This is a genomic window from Adonisia turfae CCMR0081, assembly GCF_011009555.1.
Taxonomy (GTDB): Bacteria; Cyanobacteriota; Cyanobacteriia; order Phormidesmidales; family Phormidesmidaceae; genus Leptothoe; species Leptothoe turfae.
Window position 1 is genome coordinate 6,532,813 of record NZ_QXHD01000004.1, and the last position, 7,898, is coordinate 6,540,710.

General features: G+C 49.5%; 9 protein-coding genes and 1 riboswitch. Of the genes, 2 read left to right on the forward strand and 7 right to left on the reverse strand.

The window, feature by feature from the left end:
• From DXZ20_RS31595 to DXZ20_RS31625, 7 genes are all read right to left on the reverse strand, one after another.
• On the reverse strand, positions 1-505 hold a 505-nt coding region (locus DXZ20_RS31595; protein WP_163703679.1), incomplete at its 3' end, for an FAD-dependent oxidoreductase.
• Positions 506-983: 478 nt separating this feature from the next.
• On the reverse strand, positions 984-1,760 hold the full coding sequence (locus DXZ20_RS31600; RefSeq protein WP_163671432.1) for an ABC transporter ATP-binding protein: 777 nt from the start codon (positions 1,758-1,760) through the stop codon (positions 984-986).
• Between the two features lie 2 nt (positions 1,761-1,762).
• A complete protein-coding gene (locus tag DXZ20_RS31605) occupies positions 1,763-2,608 on the reverse strand; it encodes an ABC transporter permease (RefSeq protein ID WP_163702807.1) in 846 nt (281 codons plus the stop codon).
• A gap of 70 nt (positions 2,609-2,678) precedes the next feature.
• Positions 2,679-3,731: an ABC transporter substrate-binding protein gene (locus DXZ20_RS31610; protein WP_163702808.1), complete on the reverse strand. Its 1,053-nt coding sequence runs from the start codon at positions 3,729-3,731 to the stop codon at positions 2,679-2,681.
• Between the two features lie 235 nt (positions 3,732-3,966).
• Complete coding sequence (gene hypB / locus DXZ20_RS31615; RefSeq protein WP_163671429.1) at positions 3,967-4,662, reverse strand: hydrogenase nickel incorporation protein HypB; 696 nt, start codon at positions 4,660-4,662, stop codon at positions 3,967-3,969.
• A 72-nt stretch (positions 4,663-4,734) separates the two neighbouring features.
• Positions 4,735-5,088 carry a hydrogenase maturation nickel metallochaperone HypA gene (gene hypA, locus DXZ20_RS31620; RefSeq protein ID WP_163671428.1) on the reverse strand — a complete coding sequence of 118 codons (354 nt, stop codon included), beginning with the start codon at positions 5,086-5,088 and terminating at the stop codon, positions 4,735-4,737.
• A gap of 7 nt (positions 5,089-5,095) precedes the next feature.
• Entirely contained in the window at positions 5,096-6,274 is a 1,179-nt protein-coding gene (locus DXZ20_RS31625) for an agmatinase family protein (protein ID WP_163671427.1), read from the reverse strand.
• 116 nt (positions 6,275-6,390) lie between these two features.
• A riboswitch (guanidine-I (ykkC/yxkD leader) is annotated at positions 6,391-6,504 on the reverse strand.
• A gap of 162 nt (positions 6,505-6,666) precedes the next feature.
• On the opposite strand from DXZ20_RS31625, the gene DXZ20_RS31630 reads away from it, so the two are divergent.
• Positions 6,667-7,260, forward strand: a complete 594-nt coding sequence (locus DXZ20_RS31630; RefSeq protein ID WP_163702809.1) for a GNAT family N-acetyltransferase — start codon at positions 6,667-6,669, stop codon at positions 7,258-7,260.
• A partial coding sequence (gene queG / locus DXZ20_RS31635) for a tRNA epoxyqueuosine(34) reductase QueG (protein WP_348918742.1) occupies positions 7,224-7,898 on the forward strand: 675 nt, incomplete at its 3' end. The genes DXZ20_RS31630 and queG, both read left to right, overlap by 37 nt.

Consider the following 7,898-nt stretch of genomic DNA (forward strand, 5'->3'; position numbering starts at 1 on the left):
GTCGCTCTTTCAAGGAAAAGACCTGTTCATTGGTCAAAAAGCCAGCTTCTTTGATGCCTTCAATGGGAGGAATTGCAGGTCGAGAACCGGTTGAAATTAGAAAATTACGTCCTTTTAATTGCTTGCCGTTGACTTCAAAGGTTTTTGAGTCAGTAAACTGACCGGAGCCATAGAAAACATCGACGCCGAGGGCTTCAAATCGCTCCGTTGAGTCATGCTCTTGAATGATACCGATAACGTTCTGAACATGGTTGATGGCTTCTTCAAACTTGATGGTGGGTTTTGAGGTGTAGATGCCAAACTGGGACCCAGTCCGTACATGATGGGCCACCTGACCAGCGTGGATAAGGGACTTACTGGGGACACATCCATAGTGGAGACAGTCGCCCCCCAGTAGATGTTTTTCGACTAAGGCAACACGAGCCTTGAGCTGAGCCCCAGCGCTAGCGGCTACTAAACCGGCAGAACCGCCACCAATAACGACAAGATCGTACTCCACTGCCATAGTTTGCTGCTCCTGTTTGGGTTCATGTTCGAAGCTACAGGCCATTCCTGAAACCTGGCTGAGAACCTCTAGAAAAAAAGCTAAAGGTCATCGCTGTGGCAATTTTTCCCAACGTTGGCTTAGTTTGACGACTGCAGGTGGCAGAAGCAACTAAAAATGCTGCTTTGCCTACCCGGTTTTATTGAACTGGGTTTGTCTAAATATAGGGCTTAGCCCTTAGCTATCTTCACCTGACTGTAAAAAGTTCAAAATCAGCTGTTATTGATGCAAAATGCGAGCCTCTAACTGGTTCACTGCCTTTGGGCACTATCATTCCCATAGTGCCAAGTACAGCCAAAATACGGGTCCTTTATAAGGGCCATCGGGTAGGAGGGGTGTTATGTTCGGCATTGGGCAAAAACCGCTCGGGCAGTTCACCCTTGGCCATCAGTGGCTGGGATAGAGGCTGTTGACATAGAATTGCTGTGCAAACCAGCGGCTAAGCAGTTACCAGATCTAAGTCCTGTTTGCCTCGCAATAGGTCGGTTATTTCATGTTTATACGACTGAAACTTAGGATCGCGCTTCATGGCGTAGGTGCGTGCTTCAGGTAGATCAACGGTAATCTCACGCTGAATGGTTCCGGGACGTGCCGTCATCACATAGATCCGCTGGGATAGAAACACGGCTTCTTCCACATCGTGGGTAATCATCAAAATGGTGCAGCGGGTGCGTTTCCACAAATCCAACAGAAATAGCTGCATGACTTCTTTGGTTTGCACATCCAAGGCTCCAAAGGGTTCATCCATGAGCAGGATTTTAGGATGACAGGCCAGGGCGCGTGCGATCGCAACCCGCTGTTTCATTCCCCCCGACAACTCTTTAGGCAATGACTTAGCAAAGTTAGCCAGCCCTACCACATCCAAGTAGTAGCTAGCCCGCTCACGCCTTGCCTTTTGGGTTACCCCCTGTAGCTTCAGACCAAACTCAACATTGCGCTGTACCGTCATCCAGGGATAGAGGGTGTACTTCTGGAATACCATGCCACGGTCAGCCCCTGGCCCCGTCACTGGCTCAAAATCAACGGTAATCTCACCGCCGGTGGGCGTATCCAAACCAGCAACCAATCGCAGTAATGTTGACTTCCCTGAGCCAGAAGCGCCCACAGCACAGACCAGCTCCCCTGTTTCAACATGGATATTAATGTCTTTAAGAGCTAGCAGCGGCCCCTGCTTCGTTGAAAATTGTTTATAAAGCTTAGAAATTTCAAGATGCATAACTAATCAAACGCCCACTTACAGCTTGTCTTGAGCACCCAACGAAAGATTAAATCTAAAGCAAATCCGATGACTCCCAACATAATCAGGCAAGCAAAAATCTCATCAGTTTTAAAGAAGCGCTGGGCCAGCAGAATACGTTTGCCCAACCCTTCCTCGGCTGCCACCAACTCGGCAATTACCACCAAGTTCCAAGCTGTGGCGACGTTAATACGAAAAGTATCGATAATACTCGGAATAACGTAGGGCGTAATCACTGACATCAGCACCTGCCAGCGTCGTCCCCCCAGAGTATAGGTAGTCTCGATCAAGTCCTTAGGCACAAATTTAACCGCATCCATAATCATCAGAGTGTTGTAAAACACCGTACCGATCACAATAAGTGCGATTTTAGGCTCTTCATTTAGACCCAGATAGATAATTAATAGCGGAATAAACGCCGGAGCAGGCATGTACCGCAAAATCCCAACAATCGGCTCCAGCATGGCGCGAATACTGGCAAAGGCTCCCATACTGATTCCCAACGGTATCGAGACAATCGCTGCCAAGGTGAAGCCAGCCGTTACTCGCCCAAAACTTGCAAAAATATCTTGGGTGATAAATCCTTTTTCCCATAGTCGTTGAAAAGCGCCAGCCACATTCTGAGGACTAGGCAAAAACTTAGGATTTACCCCCGTATAGTTAGACAGTAGCCACCAGGCTGTTAAAGGCACTACTACGGAAGCAACAATTAGAATCCAGTTCAGCGAATCTGGAATCTCTTCAGCAATACGCCAAAACACCGTGGGCTCTAAGCTTTTAGGCGTTGGCTCAAAATCATCTTTGAACGGTTCAGATGTTTGAGTCATCGGTCGTTCTTCCTAAGAAAACATAAAAAACAGGTAGGGGCGAACTGTGCGCCCCTACCATCAGAGCTATTTACAAGCCCTCTGAATAGGCTTGCACGAAACTGTCATCTAAGATGGCACCCAAATCTTCAGGACCGGCCTCAATAAAGCCCACATCCACCATAAAGTCGTTCATTTTCTGCGCAGCAAAGGGCATATGTTTCATACCCTCACCCTCGCTAAACGCTTCTAAATTCTCTTCAATGGTGAAGATGCGAGTACCCGCTTTGAAATCTTCATAGTCTTCAACGGAAACACCAGAGCGCTCCGCCATGATTTTATTGGACTCCTCTGGATTTTTGGCGATGTAATCAAGGGTGGCAAACCAGGTGTTAACCAAAGCCTGCACCTGTTCAGGTTGCTCATCAATCATTTTTTGACTCACCACCAATAGGTCCGGAATTGCCCCTGGATAATCCTTGGACGATAACAGTTCTTTGCTACCTTCACGTTCCAGGGCAATCCCCCAGAAAGGTGGCCATCCAGCAAAAGCATCCACCTGACCAGAGGCAAACGCTGCCGCCGCTGCCCCCGTTTCTAAATTCTTGATGGTGATATCAGAACGAGACATACCAGCCTCCTCCAGGGCCTGGGTAAGCATAAAGTCACCCACCACACCTTCTTCTAGGGCAACAGTCTTGCCCTTTAGATCTTCAACACTATTAACCCCTTCGGCAACAACCACTTTGTCATTGCCGGCTGAGTTGTCATTGACCAAAACAGCCACTTCCCCATTGACAGCATCCGCCGCAAATGAAATGGTGTCGTTCAACGTTTGACTATTCCCATCCAGCTGACCAGCAGCAAAGGCCTCCATGGAGGATAGATAGCCGTCAAACCACTTGAGTTCTACATTGGCTCCATTGGCCTCGAACAGTCCTTTTTCTTCCGCTACAGCCCAGGGTAGCCAGCCGGGCCAATTACTGTATCCAATCACTAAAGGAGCACCTTCAGCCGCAGCTATCTCTGGGGCATCAGCGGCAGGTTCAGAGGTGGTTTCTGGAGCATTGCCAGCACACCCTACAGCAACCACCACACCAAAGACAAAGGCTAAACATGTAGATAAAAATCGTTGTCGTCGCATCGCACACCTCACTAAACTGTGGAACTAGTTAGTAGCTGTCTTGGGTAATCACATCGGCATTGCTGATCCTCGGGATGACTTTAGTTGTGAGATATCGTCAAATAGCAATAGCTCTAGATTGATTCATCCCCTAAATCAGCAATCGCATCACATCCAGGTTGTAGCCAATGGTTTCGTCTGCTGAAAACCTAAAGCTTTGCATAGGGACAAAGCTTTTATACAGGACCTTGGAACGTCATACTGTGAGCTGTAAACGGTTTGGCTGATTAGCAACCGTCTGCTGAACCCACTCAAACCAGCCCGCTAGACCGTCACCAGTCTTGGCAGACACACGAAAGATCATCACATTGGGATTAATTTGTCTGACGTTAGCTTCAATCTCTTCTAAGTCAACATCCAGATAGGGTGCTAAATCTGTTTTAGTGATCAACAAACAATCTGCTTCTCGGAACATCACCGGATATTTCAGAGGTTTGTCTTCTCCTTCAGTCACGCTGAGTAGAGCAACTTTGGCATGCTCACCCACTTCAAATTCAGCAGGGCAAACCAGATTACCGACGTTCTCAACAACAACGAGATCCAGACTGGCGGGATCTTGCTCATGTTGCAGCTGATGTATGCCACCAGCCACCATTTTGGAGTCTAGATGGCAGGAACGACCGGTGTTGATGGCAATGACCGGAACACCGTACTGACGGAGGCGATTGGCATCCAGCTCAGTGGTCATGTCCCCTTCAATCACAGCGATATTTAAGCTCTGTAAGCCGTTAAGTGTAGTTTCCAGCAGCTGGGTTTTACCCGCACCAGGACTACTCATCAGGTTGATACAGGTGATGCCCCATTCATCAAAATGGGCACGGTTGTGATCGGCTCCTTTCTGATTGGCATGGAGCAGATTCATTTCGAGGGCGGCGTCAAAGGTTTGGTGCATTGTATAGGTAATGGGCAATGGACAACGGGGTGTGGAGACGTTCCATGGAACGTCTCCACAAGGGGGGTGGCATTAGGCCACAACACATTCAAGGCGGTCAATTTTTAATTCCCGACCAGATCGAATATCTTCCATGGGGCTATGACAGGTGGGACAAGCATATTGGCTGCCAAATTCAGGTCGATAATCAGCGCGGCAGGTATGACAGTGGGCCACCAGGGGAACATCCTTAATCACCAACTGAGCACCGTCGAGAAACGTTCCCTGGGTCTGTACGTCAAAGGCAAACTGCAAACTGGCCGGTTCGACACAGGTAAATGCCCCCACAATCAGATGAACCTTTTCAATGATCGGGGTTTCCGGCTGAGAGTCCCACCAGTCGCGAATGGTGCCAATTAAGGCTTTGGTCATGTCGGTTTCGTGCATGGTTGGTTTATTGCCAATCGTTGCCGACATCCATGTTGGCCTCGGCGTGAATATAGTCAGGGGTGCCTGTCCTTGGCAGCTGTCCAGATTGCACCAAGTGAGCCATGGCATCACAAATTACGCGGGTGGCCATCAGAGAGGTCATGTCACTGATGTCGTAGGGTGGTGAGACTTCTACCACCTCTAGGCCGCAGACTGGGGCATCGCGAATGATTTTGCCCAGCAGGTATAGGGCCTCACGCGGCAGGAGGCCACCGGGCTCAGGCCAACCGGTACCGGGGACAAATCCGGCATCAATGCAATCAATATCGAAACTGATATAAACACAGTCGGTGCCATCCAGGGCTCGTTCTAGGGCAAAGTCAGCGGCGGCGTCCAGCCCCATCTCAGTAATGTCTGTAACCGTGAGAATGTTGGTGGCCCGCTCACGACATACTTTGACGCCCTGGCGTGGCACCTGCCACCCGCCAATGCCCAACTGTACTAAATTCTTAGCAGGCGCATTTTTCATATTGGTGGCATGGAACCAGGGGCAGGTATGCATGCGCTCATCCAGGTCAGTTTCTTGAGTATCCACATGGCGATCAAAGTGGATAATGCCGACTTTTTTATCCCCCAGGTGACGGCATACACCTCGCACAGTGGGAAATCCGATGGAGTGGTCACCGCCGAGAATGATGGGAAACGCACCGGAACTGAAAATATGGGCGATGCCTTTAGAAATTTGGTCAAAAGACTTTTCGTTGTTGGCAGGAATTGTAAAAATATCGCCCACATCACAAAGGGTAATTTGCTCTCGTAGATCAATCCCCATTTCAAAGTTGTAGGGGGTGTAGAGAGCGGAGATGCGACGAATACCTTGGGGACCAAAGCGGGTACCAGGACGATAGGTGGTGCCAGAGTCGTGGGGGACACCCACAATGGCAATGTCATAGTCACCCACCTTGCGGACGTCCTCGATATAGGGAGCTTTGAGAAAGGTATTAATGCCAGCGTAGTGGGGGAGCTCGCCACGAGAGAAGGTGGGAATGGTGCGATCGCGAATACTATCGGCGGCCTCTAACCCATACTCCAACCCTTGGGCCACTTCCTGCTGCCAGCCCGTGAGGGGCAGTTGAGCCTCACGCTCTAGGGCACGGTTCGCCTCTGAATCAGCTGGATTACGAAAGGTAGGTGTGTCACTCATAATGTCGGTGCATAGCGCTAAATAGGCAAGGATATTGAACCGTTATGACATTCAACAGGAAATCAAAAAATTAAAAGCCCGAGAGAATCCATAGCAGACACAAGCTGCTGAACGGTTTCTCCCGGGCTTTTATCCCGCCGTGTACCAGAAAACTGGCGGTTTCTCTCGGACCAGACATTTAACATTGAGACATCTCAAATGATTAAACCGGAACCCTAGAAACCTTCCTTGTTGGCTCCAGTATTAAAGGTCACTAACTTTTGAGAAGTATCTTTTGTTACCAAATTTCCGATTAAATTGTGACGTATTATTTTCAGTAAGGAGAGAAATAAAGGCTTTCCCAAAAAACAAGATTGGGATACAAATAAATCAGTATTTAAAGATTAAGAGGAATGGACAATGGGGATATAGTCAATGCGGTAGACTACGCCGTGGGCTATCTAATTCGGCCAGCCCAACCATCGGATGTTGAACATCTGCCTGCCATAGAGCGAGCGGCGGCCCAACGTTACGTCCCCTATCTCGGTCCATTGGGGCTAACTCCAGGAATACTAGACGATATTGTCTCCGTTGATTTTCTAAATCAGGCCTTACATCAACGGCATCTATGGGTAGCAGCCATGGCAAAACCTCAGACCACGCTCGTCGGGTTTGTAGTCGTTGATCGCTTACCCACCGGCTATTTTGTGGTGGAGCTTGATGTTTTGCCTGATTCTGGTCGGCAGGGTATTGGTACAGCTCTGATGAAGCAGGTGGTTGAGGCGGCCCGTCAGCAAGGCTTTACAACGGTCACCTTAACCACATTTCGCCATGTCCCTTGGACAATTCCTTTTTACCAGCGGTTAGGATTTGAAATAGTTGTTCCAGAAGACTACACTCCAGACATCTGTGCCATTGTTAACCATGAAGAACATCATGGATTTAGTCGTCAGGTCCGGGTAGTAATGCAGTGCCAGATTCCATCATCTCTCCCTCCTCCCCAGTAGCCAATCCATTGCTTGCTGAGATTAAGCAACAGGCGAAAACATTAGGCTTCCATCGCGTTGGGGTTGTGGCTGTGACGCCTGAGCCAAGTGTTCAGGAAAAGACGATGCAGACACGGCTCCAGCAGTGGTTAGACCAGGGGCATCAGGCAGATATGGCCTGGATGGCTAACCCAAAACGCCAGGATATCCGCCGGGTGATGCCAGAGGCGCGGTCGATCATTTGTGTAGCGCTCAATTATTACACCCACCACCAGCGACCTGAAGGAGCTGAATACGGCAAAATTGCCCGCTATGGCTGGGGCCGCGACTACCATCGGGTCATGCACAAAAAGTTGAAACAGCTATCGCTATGGCTGCAGGCGCAACCAGATGACAACGGTCAGCCTATCCTGGCTCGCTATTATGCCGATACAGGACCGGTGCAGGATAAATTCTGGGCTGAGGAAGCGGGGTTGGGCTGGGTGGCCAAAAATGGCAACCTGATTACCCGTGACTATGGCTCTTGGGTGTTTTTAGGCGAGGTTTTAACCAATCTGCCCCTACCGGCATCGCGCCCACACACTAACCACTGCGGCACCTGTACCCGCTGTCTTGATGCCTGTCCGACCAGTGCAATTCGTGCTCCCGGTGTGGTTGAT